Here is a 20,852-nt window from a genome sequence, read left to right on the forward strand (position 1 = left end):
GCCATGTCAACACTTCCTCAGCAGTTAACCTTCGGTGTCATCATTGGCAACCGGGGATTTTTTCCCAGCTATCTGGTGGGCGAGGCGCGCCAGCAGGCGGTTGCGCTGTTTGAAAAGATGAACATCAATACGGTGATGCTGGATGAAACCCAGACCAATCTGGGCGGCGTCGAGACGCGGCAGGAGGCCAAAACCTGTGCTGCGCTGTTTCGTCAGCATCGCGAAGCGATTCACGGCATTGTGGTGCTGCTGCCTAACTTTGGAGATGAAAAGGCCATTGCCGAAGCGCTGCGTCTTGCCGGGCTGAATGTGCCGGTGCTGGTGCAGGCGGAAGAGGACAACCTGGATAAAATGGGGCTGGCGACCCGACGCGACAGCTTCTGCGGCAAAATTTCGCTCTGCAACAACCTGCGACAGTATGGCATTCCGTTTACCCTGACCCGCCAGCACGTCTGCGCCCTGAGCGGCGAGGTTTTTCAGCAGGATTTACAGCGCTTCAGCCAGCTCTGCCGGGTAGTGAATGCGATGCGGCGGGTTCGCGTTGGCGCGATTGGTGCGCGGCCCGCCGGATTCAACACGGTGCGCTACAGCGAAAAGCTGCTGGAGAAGATGGGCATCGCGGTAGAAACCCTGGATCTCTCGGAGATTTTTACCCGCACAAACCGGCTGCGTGATGACGATATCCGCGTGGCAGAGAAGCGCGAGATCCTGGAAGCCAACGCCGATGCGCGCGGCATTCCGGGCGACAAACTGGTGACTATGGCCAAACTGTTTGTGGTGATAAGCGAGTGGATCAGTGACAACGATATCGACACGACTGCTATTCAGTGCTGGACGTCGCTGCAGGAAAACCTGGGCATCAACGTCTGCTCTATCATGAGCGTGATGTCGGGACAGCTGATGCCCAGCGCCTGTGAAGTGGACGTGATGGGCGCGCTGTCGATGTATGCGCTCTCCAGCTGTTCGCTGAGTCCTGCTTCACTGGCGGACTGGAACAACAATTTTGGCGATGAGCGGGACAAATGCGTGCTGTTTCACTGCGGGAATTTTGCCAGCGCCAGCCTGGAGTCACCGACCATGGGCACGGCGGATATTATTGGCACCACCGTGGGCAAAGAGAACACCTGCGGTGCGGTGCATGGCCGGATGAAGCAGGGCGACCTCACCTATTTCCGCCTCTCGACCGACGACTTCAGCGGCGAAATTAAAGCCTATGTGGGCGAAGGCATGTCGGTCACCGATCTGCTGGACACGGTCGGCTGTCGCGCGGTCATTCAGGTGCCGCAGCTGGAGACGCTGCTGGCGTGGATCTGCCGCAATGGCTTTGAGCATCACGTGGCGATGAACCACTCTGCTACGGCCGGTGTGCTGCAGGAAGCATTCAGTGAGTATCTCGGCGTGAGTTGTTACCGGCATCAGTAAGCGATGAGAGTGAATCGCAGAACGCGATAAGGGCAATGCGGGGCAGCCGATGTGACCACGGTTCTGGCCACATCTGCTTCATGGCCCGCACTCTTCAGGACAGGAGGGCGGGCATGGACTTAGCGCGCCATTCTGCGCACTTCGCCATCGTCACTTTCCACGGCAACCAGATCCACCGGCGGCAGATTACCCCCGCTGAACTCAACCTGACGGATCGGGAAGGCGAAGCGGATATTGCGCTCTTCAAGAGCCGCCATGAGCTGCAGGTTAATCTCCTGCTGTATATCCATGTACTTGTTGTAATCCGCATCCAGCACAAAATAGACCACTTCAAAGGTCAGCTTTGAGTCCTCAAAAGCCAGGAAGTGGGCGCGGTCAAAACGGGTGGTCTCAACGCCCTCGATAATCTCTTTCACCAGCGGGCTGATCTGGCGCACCTGCTCAGAAGGCGTGGCATAGCTGATGCCAAACTTAAACACGATGCGGCGCTGCTGCATACGCTTGTAGTTGTGGATGGTCTGCTGCAATAGAATGGTGTTTGAGCAGACGATCTGCTCACCACTCAGGCTGCGCAGTCGGGTAGTTTTCAGGCCGATATGCTCAATGGAACCGGCAATATCACCAAAGACAATAAAATCGCCATGCTCGAACGGCTTATCGAAGCCTATCGCCAGCGACGCAAACACATCGCTCAGCACGGTCTGAATCGCCAGCGCAATCGCGATACCGCCAACGCCCAGGCTGGCGACCAGCGCGGTAATGTTGATGCCCATGTTCGACAGAATGGCCAGGAACATCATGATCCAGACCACGACCCGCAGCAGAATCCCGAGGATCACCGTCGTCACCGGATTCCGAACGTGCAGCGGGTCGCGCAGCAGGCTTTTCAGCCAGAGCCGGATGCCGCAGTCGATCCACAGCGCGAGCTGTACGATCAGCGCCAGGAACCAGCCGTGTGCGATGGTCACGCTCCAGGATTCGGGCAGGTCCACAAACTTCAGGGCAATCAGCAGTGAAAAGATCAGCAGCAGGGTCTGGCTGGTGCTGCGCAGTATCTCCACCAGAATCGCGGTCGCGCGGACATGACGATGTTCGCTGTAAAGCGCAATCCGGTTGGAGATAAAGCGAATCAGGGTACGTAATACCCAGTAAATCACCAGCGTGGAAACCACCACGATGGCGCTGTTGAGCCAGAGTTCCTGATTAAAAAAGAGGGCGTGAAAACGACGTGAAGAGAGCCAGTTTTCCATTGGGGAGGGTCTCCTTGCTGGGTTCCGGTTCAAAAGAAAACAAGCAAGAAGCATAGCCTGGATGCGGCCCACCGGTGTGGCGCATCCCTGAAGACGTTACTGGAAACGGGTCGATTTATCGCGAGCCAGTCGCTCAAGAGCAAAAATAATCTGCTGAAGCTGCCGCTCCTGCGCCGGGTTCAGCGTGGCAAAGCGAAAGCTCAGTCGGGGCGTAATGCGGGTTTCATTCTTGCGGGTCACCACGCAACGCTCGCCAATGTGCAGCAGCTTCACCGGCACGTCAAAAATGCCATACTCGCCCAGCTCGACCCGGAACGAATTGAAGCTGTCGCCGTTCTGTAACCCGTCCGGCAGAGGTTCATCCACCAGCACGCCGATGCCGCCCAGTGACAGATCCTGTAAACGCAGGCGCGTTTTACTGCCATCCGGCCACAGGGTATGACACCAGAACTGCGGCTCCAGCGGTGCGCAGACGCGGAAAAACTCACGTCGCTGAATCTGCCACAGCAGCTCCGGCAACGGTGCGCTGAAGGCGGGTAATCCTTCAAACTCCACCCTCTCCAGCGAGGCAAGGCTGAACTCTACCTTCGCGCCATAGGTTTCAGCGGTAATGCTGAGATCGTCGCTGGTCAGGGCGTATTCGTTATCCAGATTATTACTGCCCAGGTCAAACAGCAGGCGATCTTCATCGGCAGCCAGCATCCGGCTGATAAACTGCCCGCGCGCGAAGCGCACCAGTAGTGGCGTCTGCAGGTGCAGCAGATCTTTCATTACGCCCAGAACCGCCAGCGTGCCACGTTTTAAATATTGTTCCTGGTCGGCTTCTTTCACGTCCTGCTCCGCAAGGGGTTACTGTATTGATGCTGTTTTTTTGCCTCATCCCGGTTATCGGCGCGGCAAAAAAAAGCTTTAGCCGGTGAATTCTTAAAAAATAGTGTGACCCGTGAGGCGTTTTTCAAAAAGCTGGCTATACTTATCGCGGTAAACCGCTTGATAAATCAGGCGTTCACGCTTTAATCATAAAAAGGAAGGAGCAACAGATGGGTATTATTTCCTGGATCGTCTTTGGCTTAATCGCGGGTATTCTGGCGAAGTGGATTATGCCGGGTAAAGACGGTGGCGGTTTCATTCTGACTATCGTTCTGGGTATTATCGGTGCCGTAGTGGGTGGCTGGATCAGTACGCTGTTTGGCTTCGGCCGCGTCGACGGGTTTAACTTCGGAAGCTTTGTGGTCGCTGTTATCGGTGCCATCGTGGTGCTGTTCGTATACCGCAAAGTACGCAGTTAACCGTAACGGTTTCAACAAAAAAGGGGACGAAGCGATTCGTCCCCTTTTTTTATCTTTTACTTTTAATCAGAAGTCGTAACCAACGGTCGCCATCACGCTGCGTTCCGCACCCCAGTAGCAGTAGCCTGTGCCGTAGCAGCCCGCCACATAAGTACGATCGGTCAGGTTGTTGGCGTTGACCTGAACCCAGGCCCCTTTCAGGCTGCTGTTCCAGACGCCAAGATCGGCCCGCACCGACGCATCAAACAGCGTCACCGACGGCACGCGCGTGGTGTTTTCATTGTCCGCCCACTGTTTGCCGATGTAACGCACGCCTGCACCTGCACTCAGACCGTAATCAAACTGATAGTGACCCCAGAGTGCCGCCATGCTGTTGGGGGTGACGTATGGCGTATGTCCGCTGTTGCCATCCACCGAATCTTTGAAGCGCAGATGATTCAGCGTATAGCTCGCCACGGTGCTCAGACGCGGGGTGAGCTGGTTACGCGCTTCAAGCTCGATACCCTGTGAGTGAACTTTGCCTGAGGGCGAATAGGTCGCCGTCAGCACGTTGCGGTTCGCCACATCTTTCTGCGTCAGGTCATAGACCGCCACGCTATAGAGATCGCGGGTGCCATTGGGCTGATATTTCACCCCGGCTTCATACTGCTCGGCGGTGGTCGGCTTCAGCAGATTATTGTTGGGATCGGTGAGCGCGGTCGGAGTAATCGCCTGGCTCCAGCTCACGTAAGGTGAGATACCGTTGTCGAAGGCATAGAGCAGTGCCGCGCGTCCGCTGATGTGATCATCCTGACGGCGATCGCTGCCGCTATTATTGGCGACGATGCGATCGTAACGGCCGGAGAGATCCAGATGCCAGCGATCCAGCTTCATCTCATCCTGCAGATAGAGGCCGGTCTGGTAGTAGCGACGGGTTTTATCCGCCCAGGTGTAATCCGGCATGTCGCCCACCTGTTCGCCGGTCAGGGCATTGAGCTGGTTAGCCGAACCGCCCGCCGCGCTGATCTCATTTTTATAGCGATGATACTCGGCACCCAGCGTGACGCGGTGCTCCAGCTCACCCGTGGCAAACTCCGCCTGTAAACGGTTATCCGTGGACCAGGCGGAGAGCGACGAGCGCTCGCCAGAGTAGTAGCGGTTCAGCAGATCGGGATTCACGCTGTCCCAGCCAATCTGATAGACCTGATCGAGATCGACATTGGAGTGGCTGTAGCTGCCGGTTGAGGAGAATGACCAGACATCGTTAAAGCGATGGGCGAAATCGAAGCTGTAGATCTGCTCGCGACGCTTGAACTGATCGAGGTCGCTGTTGCCCTCATAAAAGCCATTGCTCAGCTTGTAGCCGTTGTGTTCGGTGAGGCTGCCGTCGCCCGGCACGGAACCGTGATAACCACCTGACGGATCTTTCTGCAGATAGGCTTTCAGGATCAGATGGGTATCTTCATCCGGCTGCCACATCAGTTGCGGCATCAGTGCATATTTCTCTTCGCGGGTGTGATCGTACTGCGTATCACTGTTGCGGGTCACGCCGGTCAGGCGAAACGCCCACTGGTCGTTGATCGCATTGGTATAGTCAAACATCGTGCCGGTGGTGGCATTACTGCCTGCCTGCAGCTGGATGTGCCCCTCCTCGGCGAACTGCGGACGTTTGGTCACCATATTGACCAGGCCGCCTGGCACCGTCTGACCATAGAGTGCAGAAGAGGGGCCTTTGATCACGTCGATGCGCTCAAGGAAGGCGTTATCCACCTGCAATACGTTGAAACTGCCGCCGTCGCTCATCAGCCGCATGCCGTCGAGGAAGGTGTTATCGACATCGCCGCCGTGGAAGCCTCGCAGCGCAATGGTGTCGTAACGGGTCGCGGCACCGCCAAAGTTGGTGAAGACGCCGGAGCTGTAGCCGAGTGCCTGGTTCAGGGTCAGCGCGCCCTGATCCTGCATCTGCTGGCGGGTGACCACGGATATCGACTGCGGCGTGGTGATCAGCGGACGATCGCTTTTGGTTGCGCCCTGGCTGGTCGTCGCCAGATAGCCCTGGGTCGGTGAAGTCGAGTCTTCCTGCGGTTGTGCAGTCACCACCATATCGGCAGCGAAACTCAGAGCAGGCGCGGTCAGCGCCAGGGTGCAGAGGCGAATATACCCTCTCAGCGACAGTGACAGTTTCATCGGAGTTCCTTTCATAGCAAAGATTAAGGCAGGTGAGTAAAGTTGTTAATAGGTAATCTCATTATCATAATGAGAATTATTACCTTTTGTAAATTGGCTGCAATTTTGCCTGTTGACGTAAGAAGGTCAAGTAAAATTCGCTGAAAAGGGGTGCGGATACCTCCGGTGAGGCCAGAGGTATCCAGAGAGGGTTAAGGTTGTGAGGCAGATGCCTGCGGAATATCGTGGGCGCTGTTACAGGTCTTATCTTTCGGACAGTACTTATCGAGCAGTTTCAGCGTGACGCCGTTGGTCCAGCCAAAGCCGTCCTGCAGCGGATACTCACCGCCGCCACCGCCGCCGAGATTTTTGCCGTCGACGACATATTTCTCCACCAGCTTATGCTCACGGTCATAGGTTGTCTGGACGTTTTGCAGGAAGCGTAAGCCTACCTCTTTCGCCAGTTTTGGCTGGTTGTAATGCTCCAGACCTTCCACGGCAACCCACTGCAGCGGTGCCCAGCCATTTGGTGCATCCCACTGCTGGCCGTTGTTCACGGTGGTGGTTACCAGACCACCGGGCTTCAGCAGCTGCTTCTCAACTGCGCTGGCGGTGCTTTCAGCCTGCTTGTCGCTGGCGACCTGCAGATAGAGCGGGAACAGCGCGGCAGCCGTCAGCTGCGGATGAACCTGCTTTTTCTGCCAGTCATAGTCGGCATACCAGTTCTGTTTACTGTCCCACAGATAGCGGTTGATCGCCGCCTGGCGCTTCTCCGCGCGATCGGCGTACTGCTTCGCCAGATCGCTCTGTTTGTTCATCTGGTAGCCTTTCGACAGGGTCTGCTCCAGATGGAACAGCAGGCTGTTCAGGTCAACCGGCGCCAGCTGGGTGGTGCGGATTGTCGACAGGTTGTGCGCGTCGGTAAACCAGCGTGAGCTGAAATCCCAGCCCGATGCGGCACCGGAACGCAGCTCGCGATAGAGTTCAGCTTTATTGCGCTGCGGCGCTTTCTGCGCGGTGGCGATATCGTCCATCCAGGATTCGGTGCGTGGTACATCGCGCGCATCCCAGTAGCGGTTGAGCAGGGTGCCATCTGCCAGCTTAATCACCCGCTTGCTGGCTGCGCCCGCCGCGACGTTATCGCTGTCGGCCATCCAGTAGTCGTACTCTTTCTGCAACTGCGGCAGATAGTGGGTATAAGCTTTGCCGTCATCGTGCGTCGCCAGCAGGTCGACCATCAGGCTGAAGAACGGCGGCTGTGAACGGCTCAGGTAGTAGCTGCGGTTGCCGTTGGGGATGTGGCCATAACGGTCAAGCAGCGAGGCGAAGTTATCCGTCATATCCTGGACTTTATCCCAGTGTCCGCTCTCGGCCAGCCCCAGCATGGTGAAGTAGCTGTCCCAGTAATAGACTTCGCGGAAACGCCCGCCCGGCACCACATAGGGCTTAGGCAACGGCAGCAGCGAGTCATACTGACCGGCGCTGCTGGTGGTGCGCGTCAGCACCGGCCACAGGCCATCAATGTGCTCACGCAGATTTTGTCCGGCGGGCGGCACATATTTGTCGCCCGCAGCTGGCAGGGTAAAGTTAGCGTCAACAAAACGTTTGAGATCGAAATTGCGCTGTTTCTTCTGCATCTGCCAGTCGGCAAGAATCGAAGCGGGATCAAATTTCGGCACCGCATCGGCAAAGGTCTTCTGATCGGGATAGAACTTCGCCTGCTGCACGGCATTAAACAGCGGCCCTAAACGAACGTCCGGCGGCTGCGGCTGATTATTCAGCATGCGGCTGTTGTCGTCGGCATGGGCGGTGAAAGCAGGTACGCTCAGCAGCAACGTGAGCAGAAAGGGCGCATAACGCTGACGCCGTGAGTCGGCGTTTACCTCAATTTTTGTCATCGGTTTTTCTCCTTGTCCGAAATGCGGCCGCGCGTAACGCATTGACCACAGGACCAACTTTAGACCTTATCTGCCCACTTCACCCTGAAGCGAGCCGGAAATGTGAAGCCACGGGAATTATTTTTATGGAAAAAACCGCTTTTTCACGCGGGTTTTTTCTTGCTCTCACCTCACTTTTCCCCGACGCTGAAAGAAAAAAAGGAGAGCAGGATGGAGATCATCTGGTATCACCCGTCGCAGTCTGCAGCGGCCTGGATTAACGGTTTGCAACAGCGTCTGCCACATGCGCGTGTGCGTGCCTGGCAACCAGGCGACAACGGACCAGCAGATTATGCGCTGGTCCGTTCACCCCCCGCAGAGATGCTGCAGGGACGTGCCACACTGCGCGGCGTCTTTGCGCTGGGTGCAGGCGTTGACGAGATTCTGAAACAGCTGCAGCAGCACCCTGAGATGCTGCCCGACAGCGTGCCGCTCTACCGGCTGGAAGATACCGGGATGGCGCGCCAGATGCAGGAATATGCCGTCCATAGCGTACTGAACTGGTTCCGTCGTTTTGACGACTACCGTCTTCAGCAGCAGCAACAGTGCTGGCAGCCGCTGCCTGTTTACCCGCGTGAAAGCTTCACCGTCGGGATTCTGGGCGCGGGCGTGCTGGGACAGAGCGTGGCAGAGAGCCTGAAACCCTGGGGATTCCCGCTACGCGTCTGGAGCCGTTCACCAAAAGCCATCGACGGCGTGACCAGCTATGCCGGACGCGATGCGCTACCTGCGTTTTTGCAGGAGACGCGTGTGGTGATCAACCTGCTGCCGAGCACGCACGAGACCATAAATCTTATCGATCACGCCTTTTTAGAGCAGTTGCCGCACGGCGCGTTCTTCCTCAACATCGCGCGTGGCGCACAGGTGGTGGAAGCGGATCTGCTGGCCGCGCTCAATAGCGGTCAGCTGAAAGCGGCGGCGCTGGATGTGTTTCAGGTTGAACCGCTGCCCGAAGCGCATCCGCTCTGGTCACATCCGCGCGTCACGATCACGCCTCATAATGCGGCGGTAACCTTGATCGACGAAGCTATCGATTACATCGCCCGCGCCATCACCCAGGATCAGGCAGGCGAGCCGCCGCAGGGCAGGGTAGATCGTCAGCGCGGCTATTAATGAACCGGCCCCGGCAGGGGCACTCAGCAGGAGAAGAGGATGTATCCGGTAGATCTGCATATGCACACCATCGCCAGCACGCATGCTTACAGCACGCTGCACGACTACGTGACCCAGGCGAAACAAACCGGCATGAAGCTGTTTGCCATTACTGACCACGGCCCCGACATGGCTGATGCGCCGCACTACTGGCACTTCATTAACATGCGCGTCTGGCCGCGCGTCATCGATGGCGTAGGGATTCTGCGCGGTATCGAAGCCAACATTAAAAACCAGCAGGGTGAGATCGACTGTTCCGGCCCGATGCTCGATGCGCTGGATTTAATCGTCGCCGGTTTTCACGAGCCGGTTTATGCCCCGCGTGACAGAAAGCATCACACAGACGCGATGATCGCCGCCATGGCGGGCGGGCTGGTTCATATCATCAGCCATCCGGGCAACCCGAAATTCCCGGTTGATATCCCGGCGATTGCCGAGGCCGCAGCGCACTACGACGTGGCGCTGGAGCTGAACAACTCCTCATTTACCCACTCGCGTCCGGGTAGTGAACCTAACTGCCGCGCTATCGCCGCTGCCGTGCGTGATGCGGGTGGACGGCTGGCATTCGGCTCCGATTCCCACACCGCGTTTACGCTGGGCCATTTCGATCACTGTCTGCGGATTGCCCGCGAAGTAGATTTTCCCGAGGATCGGGTGTTAAATGTCACGCCGCGTCGCCTGCTCGACTTTCTGGAAATGCGTAGCGGCAAACATATTGCTGAACTGGCTGACTTTTAATTTATTTTGCCTCAAGGAAATCTGACTCATGAATGAGTTTTCCATTCTGTGCCGTGTGATCGGCTCACTGTTTAATCGTCAGCCGCAGGACCCGCTGCTGGTGCCACTGTTCACGCTGCTGCGTGAAGGCAAACTGCAGTCGCAGTGGCCGCTGGAGCAGGATGAGCTGCTGACGCGTCTGCAACAGAACAGCGATCCGCAGGCGCTGGCCGCCGATTACAACGCGCTGTTTGTCGGCAGCGACTGTAATGTGCCGCCTTACGCCTCACGGTGGCCGGAAGGCAAAACGGAGCCGGAAGTACGTGCGTTCTTAACCTCACGCGGCATGCCGCTGAGCGATGCGCCTGCTGACCATTTTGGCGTGCTGCTGCTGGCCGCATCCTGGCTGGAAGATCAGTCAGCGGAAGATGAGAGCGCGGCGCAGCTGGCACTGTTTGAGGAGTACCTGCTGCCGTGGTGCGGAACGTTCCTGGGTAAAGTGGAAGCACATGCAACCACGGCGTTTTATCGCACGCTGGCGATGCTGAGCCGCGAAGCAATTCAGGCGATGTATAACGAACTGCTTGAGAGCAGCGAAGAAGCGCCAGACGCCTGATTCAATACTGCGCCGGGTGTGAACCTGGCGCACATAATTAAATCATCTTAAAGGCAGGGTTCTGAAAGCATTTAACTGGTCAGGCGTAATATTGCTGCTGCTTATGGATTAGCTTTATTCAGGCGGCTTAAAGATTAACTACTCGGGCCAACAGTCTGCTCCAGGTCCAGTCTTATTCGTCGGTTACGGCAGTTCATTTCTTTAAGCGGTGTCGGAATTGTTCAGTCGAGAAAATAAGGTAAAAATTAAGTCTTAACGTAACTTTTATAGTTGAATAAATAAATGAAGTTGCGTGAGGGCTGCATTTGGATTATGCCGAATGCGAATGCTGGATTTCGTAAATGGGTAGCGTGAGTGATCAGCATGAATAAGATATTCTATTTATCGGTTTGATGACAAGCTTAGTTATTTTATTACATGTATATTTTGGTTGCTGCGCACATCGGCGAGTTGACGGTGCCAGGTCCACGCTGGACTTGGCGCTGTTTATATATTTCTCTGGCAGTATTGTTGGGTACATAAAAAAGAGTGACTAAAGAACCAGAAGATAATGCCGATATAACTCCTATCTATCTTTTGGGAAAGGGTAACCTGTGAAAAAAGGTCACGTATTGTTCATTGCCATTGCAGGAATTACTGCTTATTTTCATCTTACAGGAAACAGTAACCTCCTGCAGGAAGCACAGGCTGCGAAAGCAGATGTGAATCCGCAGTTAGGCCAGATATGTAAAGCTACCGCTGCAATGAGTTTTGGACGTGATTATAAAATCATGAAGTTGGATAAGGTAGATGCTAATGGAGTAGCATACGTACATTACATTCGATCATTAGACAATACACGTTGGGCTATAAAGTGCCGACTTGAAGGCGATCGTGTAATTTGGGCATCTAATAACCCTGATAGCACAGAAAGGTGGCGTAATGATCCAGCCGATGAAACTATTACTTATAGTATTAATGGAAAAAAACTAAATCTTAAGCAAGTTTACAGTGATGGTTCAGGCGATAACGCAACATATGACCTTAAATAAGCCCAAAGCCACCCTGAACAATGGCCTTTAAAAGGCACTGTTTGAAGAGTACCTGCTGCCGTGGTGCGGAACGTTCCTGGGTAAAGTGGAAGCACATGCAACCACGGCGTTTTATCGCACGCTGGCGATGCTGAGCCGCGAAGCAATTCAGGCGATGTATAACGAACTGCTTGAGAGCAGCGAAGAAGCGCCAGACGCCTGATTTACCACCTCGCCGGGTGCGAACCCGGCGCACAGCCCGGTGTTGCGCAGAGCTGCGGGGTGCCGGGTAGCCAGGCGGCTGCCCTGAGCCTGACCCCAAACCCCCACGGCGTTAACTCGTAACAGGGCAGGTTGTCTTTAACCCGCGGCATAATGCCGGAACCCGAGCACTGCCCGGTGGGATGCTGCTGCAACAGCCACGCGGTGCGTGCCAGCGACAGCCGCACCTGGCTGCCATCTCCTTGCGTCACGCGTCGCCGTAATCCTTCCAGCACCGCGGCCGCCAGCAGATAGCCGGTAGCATGGTCCAGCGCCTGTACCGGCAGCGGAACCGGTTTGTCGCTCTGCTGCCACTGCATGCCCCGTTCGGCAATGCCGCATCCCATCTGCACCAGACTGTCAAAGCCCCGGCGGTTGCGCCACGGCCCCTGCCAGCCCCAGGCATTCAGACCGGCATCGACCAGTCCGGGCGAAAGTGACTGAAGGGTCTCTGCATCAAACCCCAGCCGTTCCAGCGCATCCGCCCGGTAGCCATGCACCAGCACGTCCGCTTCACGCAGCAGATGGATAAACTGCTCGCGATCGGCGGGTTGTGTCAGGTCGAGCACCGCCCGACGTTTGCCGCAGCTCATCTCCTCATCCAGCGTCGGCTCCTGCCAGCCTGGCGGATCGATGCGCAGCACACTGGCCCCCAGGCTGGCCAGAAAGCGCGTGGCGACCGGCCCGGCAATAATCCGTGTCAGATCCAGTACCCTGATGCCCAGTAACGGGCGCGCTTCGGCCAGCGGCCACGCCGGAGCGGGTGCCGCGAGTGTTGTTTTCCAGCTAAACAGCGGCTCATGCTGCACGGCCTGGCCCTGGGGATGCAGCTGCCAGGCGGCGGCGCTGCGCATTTCAGCGGCGCAGCCACCGGCATCAATAATCGCCTGCTCCAGTTCGCTGGCCTGCCACTGTTGCACCTGCTGTGCCAGCGCCGCGCGATCGGCGTGCGCGCCCAGCACCTGTTCCATCGCCAGCCGGTGATGCGCGGCGTTGGTGTGCAGGCGGATCCAGCCATCGCGGCTGCGATAGTCACCGGCAAACGCATCCCACATCGCGGGCGCAGCACGGTTCAGCGGGATAAAGCTCTGCTGAAACCAGCGCGACGCCAGGCGCACATTGACAGCGACGGGTGGAGAGAGATATTCAGGGTGGGAGGCGGCGATCAGTGCGGCGGTGGCCTGGGTTGCCAGACCGATGCTGGTGGCCGCCAGTTCACTGACGGCAAAAGCAGAAGCGAAGGTGGCGCGCTCAAGGAAGGCAGGAAGAGGCAAGGCGTCATCGCGACCCCGCAATCCCTGCTGCATCTGCTGCCAGAGCGCGGCGGCAAGCTGTGAGTCCATATTGTGCATCCTGAGAGGGGAGATTTCTCAAGCATAGCACGCAGGATTAACGCCGCCGCAGGCGCGGGAAGCGCGCATGCATCCGCAGGTTACGCAGGTTGAGCACCGCGATAGCCGTGCCCAGGATCACCAGCGAGGCGCCGATAATCTTGAAGCTGTTGAGGCTGTCACCCAGCACGATAATCCCCATCACCACCGATAAAACCGGCGTCAGCAGCGAGTAGGGCATGATCAGATTGACGTTATATTTCTTCAGCAGCATATACCACAGCGTATAGGCCACAATCGATGAGGCGATGGCGCTATAAAGAATGGCAAACCAGCCGCGCCAGCCCGCATGCTGCAGCGCATAGAGCTGATGGGATTCCATCACCAGACTGGAGCCGCCCACGATGGGAATCGCCAGAAACGCAATCCAGCCGGTCATGGTCAGCGGTTTAATCGGCGGCGACTTTTTCACTATCAGGTTACTGACGGCCCAGCCGGTGGCGCTGCACAACAGCAGACAGAGCACCCACCACGAGGGAATCGTCGGACTGCCAGAGAGCACCACCACGCCGCTCAGCGAAATCATAATGCCCAGCAGCTGCACCAGCTTTAGCTTCTCTTTCAGCACCACCATTGCCAGCAACATCGCAATCGGCGTGCCCAGCTGTACCACAATCGCGCCGGTACCGGCATCGGTGTAACGCAGGCCGACAAACAGCAGCGAGAAGTGCATAAAGCCGAAGGTAAAAGCCAGCAACAGCAGCCAGGGCAACTGCTGACGGTTAATACGGCAGAACGGCACCAGCACGATGGCGACGACCACAAAGCGCATAAACGTCAGAAACAGCGGCGGCAACTCCAGCAGCCCCCATTTCACCGCCACGTTGTTGAAGGCCCAGATGGAAACCACCATCAGAATCAGAAAAAAATGCCGCACAGCCACGATAATATCCTTTCGATGATTTTTGCTTAGCTCGCTAATGATGGCACGAACTGCGGCACTCCAGCCAATCGCAGTGAGAAATTTTCTGCAATTGCGGTGCAGCCCGATGAGACTTTCGGGCGTGATGCTGGCAGACTGATTTGAAACGACTTCTTAAAGGAACCGATTCGGTATGACCTATACGTCCGCCTTACCCCTTGCGTTGATTCAGCTTGAAGTCCCACCCGCAAACGTCGTTTCAGAGATTGGTGAACAGCCGCGCTGGTTTATTGATGCGCTGAATCTGCAACCCGATGAGTACCTGATTGTGCGGCCTCATCTGGGCGAAGCCTTACCCGATTTTGATCAGATTTCCGGCGCGATCCTCAGCGGTTCATGGGCGATGGTCACCGATCACGCCGACTGGAGTGAGCGCAGCGCCGCCTGGGTCAGAGCGGCGATTGATCAGGGTCTGCCGCTGCTCGGTGTCTGTTACGGCCATCAGCTGATGGCGTATGCGCTGGGCGGTGAGGTGGCAGACAATCCCAACGGCTGGGAACGCGGTCTGTTACCCATTCGCTGCTCCGATCAGACCCAGCGCGATCCGCTGCTGCAGAAGCTGCCCGCCGACTTCAGCGTCTGGTTGTCGCATCGTCAGTCGGTCGTCAGTGCGCCGTCCGGGGCGCAGGTGCTGGCCGCTTCTGCGCGCGATGGCTGTCAGATTGTGCGTTATTCACCGCAGGCACTCTCGGTACAGTTCCATCCCGAATTTTCACGGCACATTATGAGTGTCTGTACGCCGCCGGGCTGCACAGAGGATGGGGCTAACGAGATTGAGGGCAAAGACTGGGCGCGCGAGTTGCTGGTGACGTTCTGGCAACAGACGCGCCCGGCAGTGGAGCGTGCTCAGGGCGCGTAGTGACGCGTGCAGCGATAGACCCACGCGGGTGGCACGTTTTTCAGCACCCGCTGGCGCTCCCAGGTGAAGTAACGCGACAGATCGGGCTGGGTCAGTGAGGTGTACTGGAACTGCACAAAAACACCGTCCGGGCCAAGGGCGTTATAGACCGCTCGCAGAATGGCTTCACGCAGTTCGGGCGGTAATGAGAGCAGCGGCAGGCCGGAGAAGATCACGTCATAGTTGCCGTTCAGATACTCCGCAGAACAGGTGCGCACGGTCATGCGCGGGTCCTCCAGTGCGGTTAGCTTGTCTGCCAGCGTAGTGCAGATTTCAAAGGCATCCAGTGTTGAGTCGGGTGCCATCTGTGCCAGTATCTGTCGGGTCAGTACGCCATCACCCGCGCCAAGTTCCGCTATGCGCGCCGCTTCAGGCCATTTCACCGACGTAATCATCGTCCGGCACAACGCCTCTGACGAGGGGGTAATGCTGCCCATCTTGCGCGGATTGCGTATAAACTGATGCACGAAATTGGCTTTAGCGCGCATCTGGGTAAAAGCTGAAGCCAGCATGCTTATCTCCGGAATGAATTCATCCTCAGGTTGACCCCCTTTGTGCCGCACAAGTTTCTCTCTGACTACGCTTTCGGGTAAAAGTCGGAATTTTCTCTAAGCGCAGCGTAAACGCCTATTCCTTCGAGGCGGTCACAGTTTCCGGTTAACAGACCTGACAGGCTCACAATGATCCTTCATGTTAATAATAAGTTTCATCATTGTTACGTCAGTCACCTGTCAGGAGAATGATCATGCGTTACGCTGCCCCCGGAGAACAGGGTTCTCTGATTACGCTACAGAAGAAGTATGGCAACTTCATTAATGGTGAATTCGTCGCGCCGGTGAAGGGTAAATACTTTACTAACACCTCGCCGGTAAACGGCTCTGCGGCCGGTGAGTTCCCGCGCTCAGACGCGGCCGATGTGGATAACGCGGTGGCCGCCGCGGCAGCGGCTGCGGACGCCTGGGGCAAGACCTCACCGCAACAACGCGCGCTGCTGCTACTGAAAATTGCCGATCGGCTGGAACAGCATCTGGAGACCATGGCGGTCTATGAAACCTGGGATAACGGTAAACCAGTGCGCGAAACGCTGGCGGCCGATATGCCGCTGGCGGTCGATCACTTCCGCTACTTTGCCGGTTGTGTCCGGGCGCAGGAGGGCAGTGCGGCAGAGATTGATGAGTTCACCGCTGCCTACCATTTCCATGAGCCGCTGGGCGTGGTGGCGCAGATTATCCCATGGAACTTCCCGCTGTTGATGGCGGCCTGGAAACTGGCTCCGGCGCTGGGTGCAGGGAACTGCGTGGTGCTGAAACCGGCTGAACAGACGCCGCTGTCGATCACCATCTTTGTCGATCTGATTAAAGATTTGCTGCCGCCGGGCGTGCTGAATGTGGTGCACGGCTTTGGTAAAGAGGCGGGTGAGGCGCTGGCGTCCCATCCCGGTATCGCCAAGGTCGCCTTTACCGGCTCTACCGCTACCGGCGGGCACATTCTGGAGCTGGCCGCCAAAAGTCTGATCCCCTCGACGGTCGAACTGGGCGGCAAGTCACCGAACATCTTCTTTGAAGACATCATGCAGGCGGAGGAGAGCTTTATTGAGAAAGCGGCCGAAGGCGTGGTGCTGGGCTTTCTGAATCAGGGTGAAGTCTGCACCTGTCCATCGCGTGCGCTGGTGCAGGAGTCGATCTACGAGCCGTTTATGGCGGCGGTGATGAAGCGGGTGAAAACCATCAAACGTGGTGACCCGCTGGACACCGATACCATGGTAGGCGCGCAGGCGTCGCAGCAGCAGTTCGATAAAATCCTCTCTTATCTTGAGGTGGCACGGCAGGAGGGCGCAGAAGTGCTGGTGGGCGGCGGCGTAGAGAAGCTGGATGACTCACTCAACAGCGGCTATTACATCCAGCCAACCCTGCTGAAAGGTAACAACAGCATGCGGGTGTTCCAGGAGGAGATCTTTGGCCCGGTGATCGGCATCACCACTTTTAAAGATGAGGCGGAAGCGATCAGCATCGCCAACGACTCGATTTATGGCCTGGGTGCCGGCGTCTGGACCCGCGATATCAACCGTGCCTATCGGGTGGGCAGGGCGATCAAAGCGGGGCGCGTCTGGACAAACTGTTATCACCTCTATCCGGCGCACGCTGCCTTTGGCGGCTACAAGAAGTCGGGCATCGGGCGTGAAACCCACAAAATGATGCTCGATCACTATCAGCAGACGAAAAACCTGCTGGTCAGCTACAGTATTGAGCCGCTGGGCTTTTTCTAGTCTGCCGTGCGTCAGAGCCACCACTTATGAGCCACGCTACGGCGTGGTTTTTTGTGCTTTTGATTGGGCTGAAAAGTAGCAGACGTGACCACTTACATGATTCTCAGTTAAAAGTGTGATGTTCATCACATAGTGAGGTAATTGTAAGAAAAATTAATACTTTCGGTGCTACTTCCTGTTAAAAAACATCGCAAATTTTAACGTTTCAATGTATTTTACATTTCATCACTGCCTGACATCTTTTTACGCCTTTCAGGGAATTTATTATTATTTCAGCAGGACGCTTATTTCACGAGGTAAAAAATGTGGTTCGGCTATTTATTTATTGCTGTTGGGCTTTCCTGGGTTATTTGTGAATCGATTATTGCTTCGGTAAAACGAGCGAATAAGAAATCATCAGATATAGTGGATCGTCATTCTGAGATGATATTGAATTTTGTCACCTACTCATCTCTTATTATTGGGTTCGCTGTTGCGCAGTCAAAATATTTACGCTTTGCCCGGCAGGGAGATGTTATCACCTGGGCTGGTCTGGTGATTGTATTAACAGGGATCGCTATTCGCTTGCATGCAATATATCGGCTGAAGAAGTTCTTTACGGTTAATATCGCTATCCTAAACGATCATCAGTTGATGACCACCGGCATCTATCGTTTTATTCGTCATCCTGCCTATCTGGGGGTGATTATTGCTTTTGCTGGCATGGGGCTGGCATTAGGTAACTTATTGTCATGTCTGATTATGGTAATGCCGGTGCTGCTTGTCTTTATGTGGCGTATCCGCCTCGAAGAGAAGATGCTGAGTCACGCATTTCCGCATGAATACCCGGCTTATCAGAAAAAAAGCTGGCGGTTGCTGCCCTTCCTTATATAGATAACAGGATGAAAATTGCACGCTGACAGGGATTACCGGAGTGCGTCAAGGCGAGTCAGAAAGAAAATTTCCTTCTGGTTCCATTGTATCATTTACGTGATGGTGAATAGCTTATTATTTGCTATCAATATGCTTAATCATAATAAATACTGGTTCTATTATCCTTTGCTGGGGTGGCTTGTCGGGCTGCTTATCCATGCATTGATAACCTATTCTCAGTGGCCTGATACTCTGCGGAATAAGATGTTCCAGCGAGAATTAGAGTTAATTAAACGAAGTAATAAAAAAAGATAAGGATATACCTGTTATGACATCAGTATCACTTGAACAATTGTGTGAAGAAGTGGCTAAAATTCTTAAAACCGACAGCGTAGATGCCGATTGCCCGCTGGGGCAGTTAGGCATTGATTCATTGAATGTGGTTGAATTAATTCTGGCCTGTCAGATGATTTACCCGAATGTGATGGATTTTGATGACTTGATCTTTGATGAAAACTCTACGCTGCGTGAGATTGATGTGTGCATGCTGGAAAGTAGTCTGCAGGTATAGCCATCCCATGACTATCATGAATAAGAAACCGCTTTTTATCGCACTGCGCGTAACATTAATCACCTTTGTGATTGGCAACGTTATTGCCTGGATTTCCGGTGCTGCGCCCATAAAATTTTCTGAAATTCCGTTTAGTGCCACAGAACAGTCGGTGATCGCGCAGCACTCCGCCGCAACGTCCAGCGCGACGGAGAGCGACGCCCAGAGCGTTGCGATGATCTACTTCCTGCACAATCGCCTCGATGAGGCGGCTGCAACGGTTAAGCAGGCCCGCGCAGAACAGGGCAATAGTGACTCCCTTAGCGCGCTGTCGGCAGCGATTGAAGTGAAACAGGCCGGCGCGCGTCTCGATCTGTTGTTTGGTCAGCGAAAGCTTTGGCAGTTAAAACAGGCGCTGGCACAGTTAAAGAGCGTGTCAGATAAGGTGCCAGAACAGTTCGACGTTCAGCTTCTGGCCCTGTGGGCATTTGCTTCAGTTCCCGACATCAGCGATAGCGCAGCCCATGCACAGATCATTTCACAACGCATAACGCCGGTTCTTAACCGTCACGTTATCCCGCAGCCGTTGGCCGCTTCTGCCTGGCTCGGACTGACGCGTCTCTATCTGTATCTTGCTGATGAAGACGATAAAGAAAGTCAGACCACAGCCCGGGCTAACGCCAGAATGGCCTGGCAGGCGTATCAGCAGATCGATTTCCATCCAGCATGGCTTGAACCGGAAAGCGCGACCCTGCAACAGGCGATGAAAGAGTTGCCTGAGCATGACTGATATCAATGAGATCATCTGTGCGAAGGCGGCAGGAAAATCTTACCTGCGTGGGAAGCAGTCTGTTCAGGCGCTGAAATCGGTCTCATTTACGCTCAATCGCGGTGAGTTTTTGATTATCACCGGTGAAAGCGGAAGCGGAAAAAGTACGTTGCTGAATCTGTGTGGCGCGCTGGATATCCCCGATGCAGGCCAGTTGACGCTGTTTGGCGCGGATGTCAGTCAGCTGAGTGACGGCCAACTGTCAGCGCTGCGTAAGCAACATATCGGCTTTATTTTCCAGGACTTCCACCTTATTCCGGTGCTGACCGCCATCGAAAACGTGCGCTATGCCCTTGATCTGCGCAAGGTGGCGCAGGCTACCGAAAAAGCCGGGGCGCTCTTAGCGGCTGTAGGCCTGGCCGATCAGCGTGATGCCAGAGTGAATGAATTATCAGGTGGTCAGATGCAGCGGGTGGCGATCGCCCGTGCTCTGGCCGGTAATCCCGCGCTGATTGTGGCGGATGAACCTACGGCCAATCTTGATAGCAAAAATAAAGAGAGCGTGATGGCACTGCTGAAAAACCTTTGCCAGCAGCATCAGGTGGCGGTGGTGCTGGTGACGCACGATCGGTCGCTGACGCCGTGGGCGGATAAACTGCTGGTGATGCAGGACGGCAAAGAGCAGGTGACGCATGAATAATATCATTGCCGGCTTACTCTTTCTTCTGACGTCCCTGTCTGCCCCTGCCCAGCCTGCGTTGCACTATCCTCCTGCGATACCGGCTGGCGCCAGTGAGCAACAGGCGATGCAGCAGCAGCTGGCACAGATACCGGTTGAACAACGCAGCGAGGAGCAGTGGCGTCAGCTGTCGCTGGTCAGCGTCGCACTGGCCACGTCGGCAGACGCTCCACCGCTGGAACAGACCGCATTGACGATCGAACAGGCCCGACACGCGTTGCCGGACGATGCATTGCTGATGGCGATTGAGGGCAGCCTTTACTGTATTCAGGCGGGCAGCAGCAAAATCGATGGCATGCAGGCAATGGCGCTGGTCAATCGCGGATTCCGCCAGCTCGACCGCGCCGTGCTGAAAGAGCCTGAGAATATCGGGCCGCGTTTACAGCGTGCGATTACCGCCAGCCGCACCCCGGCTTTTTTAGGCAAAGGCGCGCTGGCACGGCAGGACTATCGCTGGCTGATAGAGACCATCCCGGCAACTGAAGAGACGCAGTCGCTGCGCGCCATGGTTTTTTATCAGTTGGGCGGTGTCGTGGCTTCAGATGATCCCGCCCAGGCGACCTCATTGTGGCAGCGTGCTGCTGCCCTGTCGGGAGGAGAATGGAGTGAACGGGCGAAAAAGCATTTGTAACTGCCGCAGAGCGCTTTACCGGCAGACATTCTTCA

General features: G+C 55.8%; 20 protein-coding genes and 1 pseudogene. 14 read left to right on the forward strand and 7 right to left on the reverse strand.

Annotation, left to right across the window (positions count from 1 at the left end; all coding sequences use genetic code 11):
• Window positions 1-3 precede the first annotated feature (3 nt).
• Complete coding sequence (locus FA92_RS06460; protein ID WP_033782774.1) at window positions 4-1,422, forward strand: L-fucose/L-arabinose isomerase family protein; 1,419 nt, start codon at window positions 4-6, stop codon at window positions 1,420-1,422.
• A 119-nt stretch (window positions 1,423-1,541) separates the two neighbouring features.
• Here the strand turns inward: FA92_RS06460 and FA92_RS06465 are convergent, their stop codons facing one another.
• Together FA92_RS06465 and FA92_RS06470 are read right to left on the reverse strand one after the other, a co-directional pair.
• Entirely contained in the window at window positions 1,542-2,672 is a 1,131-nt protein-coding gene (locus FA92_RS06465; protein WP_033782776.1) for a mechanosensitive ion channel family protein, read from the reverse strand.
• Between the two features lie 96 nt (window positions 2,673-2,768).
• Window positions 2,769-3,503 (reverse strand): flagellar brake protein, encoded by a 735-nt coding sequence (locus FA92_RS06470; protein WP_033782778.1) that lies wholly within the window; start codon window positions 3,501-3,503, stop codon window positions 2,769-2,771.
• Between the two features lie 209 nt (window positions 3,504-3,712).
• On the opposite strand from FA92_RS06470, the gene FA92_RS06475 reads away from it, so the two are divergent.
• A complete protein-coding gene (locus FA92_RS06475) occupies window positions 3,713-3,961 on the forward strand; it encodes a GlsB/YeaQ/YmgE family stress response membrane protein (protein WP_013357556.1) in 249 nt (82 codons plus the stop codon).
• A 66-nt stretch (window positions 3,962-4,027) separates the two neighbouring features.
• On the opposite strand, the gene FA92_RS06480 is transcribed toward FA92_RS06475, so the two are convergent.
• Both FA92_RS06480 and treA read right to left on the reverse strand, forming a co-directional pair.
• On the reverse strand, window positions 4,028-6,127 hold the full coding sequence (locus FA92_RS06480) for a TonB-dependent siderophore receptor (RefSeq protein WP_033782780.1): 2,100 nt from the start codon (window positions 6,125-6,127) through the stop codon (window positions 4,028-4,030).
• Between the two features lie 191 nt (window positions 6,128-6,318).
• Entirely contained in the window at window positions 6,319-8,004 is a 1,686-nt protein-coding gene (gene treA, locus FA92_RS06485; protein WP_033782781.1) for an alpha,alpha-trehalase TreA, read from the reverse strand.
• A 210-nt stretch (window positions 8,005-8,214) separates the two neighbouring features.
• On the opposite strand from treA, the gene ghrA reads away from it, so the two are divergent.
• The 5 genes and pseudogenes from ghrA to FA92_RS22510 form a co-directional block, all read left to right on the forward strand.
• The gene (gene ghrA, locus FA92_RS06490) at window positions 8,215-9,156 is read left to right on the forward strand and encodes a glyoxylate/hydroxypyruvate reductase GhrA (RefSeq protein ID WP_033782782.1); all 942 of its coding nucleotides are present in this window, start codon (window positions 8,215-8,217) and stop codon (window positions 9,154-9,156) included.
• A gap of 39 nt (window positions 9,157-9,195) precedes the next feature.
• Window positions 9,196-9,933, forward strand: coding sequence for a phosphatase (locus FA92_RS06495; RefSeq protein WP_033732325.1), 738 nt, complete (start codon window positions 9,196-9,198; stop codon window positions 9,931-9,933).
• Between the two features lie 28 nt (window positions 9,934-9,961).
• On the forward strand, window positions 9,962-10,528 hold the full coding sequence (locus tag FA92_RS06500) for a molecular chaperone (protein ID WP_033782783.1): 567 nt from the start codon (window positions 9,962-9,964) through the stop codon (window positions 10,526-10,528).
• Window positions 10,529-11,199: 671 nt separating this feature from the next.
• Window positions 11,200-11,559, forward strand: coding sequence for a hypothetical protein (locus FA92_RS06505; RefSeq protein ID WP_033784552.1), 360 nt, complete (start codon window positions 11,200-11,202; stop codon window positions 11,557-11,559).
• Window positions 11,560-11,593: 34 nt separating this feature from the next.
• Window positions 11,594-11,761, forward strand: a pseudogene (locus FA92_RS22510) (molecular chaperone); the annotation flags it as partial.
• 1 nt (window position 11,762) lies between these two features.
• Here FA92_RS22510 and FA92_RS06510 read toward each other — a convergent pair.
• Both FA92_RS06510 and FA92_RS06515 read right to left on the reverse strand, forming a co-directional pair.
• Window positions 11,763-13,142, reverse strand: a complete 1,380-nt coding sequence (locus tag FA92_RS06510; RefSeq protein ID WP_033782784.1) for a CoA transferase — start codon at window positions 13,140-13,142, stop codon at window positions 11,763-11,765.
• A gap of 46 nt (window positions 13,143-13,188) precedes the next feature.
• Window positions 13,189-14,073 carry an EamA family transporter gene (locus FA92_RS06515; RefSeq protein ID WP_013357563.1) on the reverse strand — a complete coding sequence of 295 codons (885 nt, stop codon included), beginning with the start codon at window positions 14,071-14,073 and terminating at the stop codon, window positions 13,189-13,191.
• Window positions 14,074-14,245: 172 nt separating this feature from the next.
• Between FA92_RS06515 and FA92_RS06520 the strand changes: the two genes are divergently transcribed.
• A complete protein-coding gene (locus FA92_RS06520) occupies window positions 14,246-14,971 on the forward strand; it encodes a glutamine amidotransferase (protein WP_033782786.1) in 726 nt (241 codons plus the stop codon).
• Here the strand turns inward: FA92_RS06520 and FA92_RS06525 are convergent.
• Window positions 14,959-15,522 (reverse strand): methyltransferase, encoded by a 564-nt coding sequence (locus FA92_RS06525; protein ID WP_033782788.1) that lies wholly within the window; start codon window positions 15,520-15,522, stop codon window positions 14,959-14,961. The genes FA92_RS06520 and FA92_RS06525 overlap by 13 nt on opposite strands.
• Before the next feature lie 233 nt (window positions 15,523-15,755).
• On the opposite strand from FA92_RS06525, the gene FA92_RS06530 reads away from it, so the two are divergent.
• The 6 genes from FA92_RS06530 to FA92_RS06560 all read left to right on the forward strand — a co-directional run bounded on the left by FA92_RS06530 (window position 15,756) and on the right by FA92_RS06560 (window position 20,817).
• Entirely contained in the window at window positions 15,756-17,276 is a 1,521-nt protein-coding gene (locus FA92_RS06530; protein WP_033782790.1) for an aldehyde dehydrogenase family protein, read from the forward strand.
• Window positions 17,277-17,579: 303 nt separating this feature from the next.
• Window positions 17,580-18,149: an isoprenylcysteine carboxylmethyltransferase family protein gene (locus tag FA92_RS06535; RefSeq protein ID WP_051926476.1), complete on the forward strand. Its 570-nt coding sequence runs from the start codon at window positions 17,580-17,582 to the stop codon at window positions 18,147-18,149.
• A gap of 307 nt (window positions 18,150-18,456) precedes the next feature.
• Window positions 18,457-18,699: an acyl carrier protein gene (locus FA92_RS06545; protein ID WP_033782792.1), complete on the forward strand. Its 243-nt coding sequence runs from the start codon at window positions 18,457-18,459 to the stop codon at window positions 18,697-18,699.
• 16 nt (window positions 18,700-18,715) lie between these two features.
• Window positions 18,716-19,468, forward strand: a complete 753-nt coding sequence (locus tag FA92_RS06550; RefSeq protein ID WP_156105678.1) for a hypothetical protein — start codon at window positions 18,716-18,718, stop codon at window positions 19,466-19,468.
• Window positions 19,461-20,147 carry an ABC transporter ATP-binding protein gene (locus FA92_RS06555; protein WP_033782797.1) on the forward strand — a complete coding sequence of 229 codons (687 nt, stop codon included), beginning with the start codon at window positions 19,461-19,463 and terminating at the stop codon, window positions 20,145-20,147. Before FA92_RS06550 ends, FA92_RS06555 begins: the two co-directional genes overlap by 8 nt.
• Window positions 20,140-20,817, forward strand: coding sequence for a hypothetical protein (locus FA92_RS06560; RefSeq protein WP_033782798.1), 678 nt, complete (start codon window positions 20,140-20,142; stop codon window positions 20,815-20,817). Before FA92_RS06555 ends, FA92_RS06560 begins: the two co-directional genes overlap by 8 nt.
• Window positions 20,818-20,852 lie beyond the last annotated feature (35 nt).

The organism is Pantoea sp. 9140, from assembly GCF_000745295.1.
GTDB classification, from domain to species: Bacteria; Pseudomonadota; Gammaproteobacteria; order Enterobacterales; family Enterobacteriaceae; genus Pantoea; species Pantoea vagans.